General features: G+C 29.1%; 1 protein-coding gene. It reads left to right on the forward strand.

Translation table 11 applies throughout. The features are described from left to right. Positions 1-251: hypothetical protein (locus SB659_RS20160; protein ID WP_410551709.1), on the forward strand; the 251-nt coding region annotated here is incomplete at both ends.

Consider the following 251-nt stretch of genomic DNA (forward strand, 5'->3'; position numbering starts at 1 on the left):
TCTGTTTTGTCGATATCCAAAAAGTTTGATCCGGTAACAAGAAATGGGTATGAGGTTTTAATAGACTACTATAAAAAGCAAGGAGATAAGGAAAATCAGCTGAAGTTCATTAATAAACTGTTTGTAGCTGACAGTATTATGAATAACAGTAAGCAATATTTATCAAAAGAAATATATAAAAAATATGATACCCCTGCTTTATTGGAAGAAAAGGAAGCACTGATTGATGATTTAAGTAATAAAAATTCTGT

This window comes from Arthrobacter sp. SIMBA_036 (assembly GCF_046535135.1).
GTDB lineage: Bacteria > Actinomycetota > Actinomycetes > Actinomycetales > Micrococcaceae > Arthrobacter.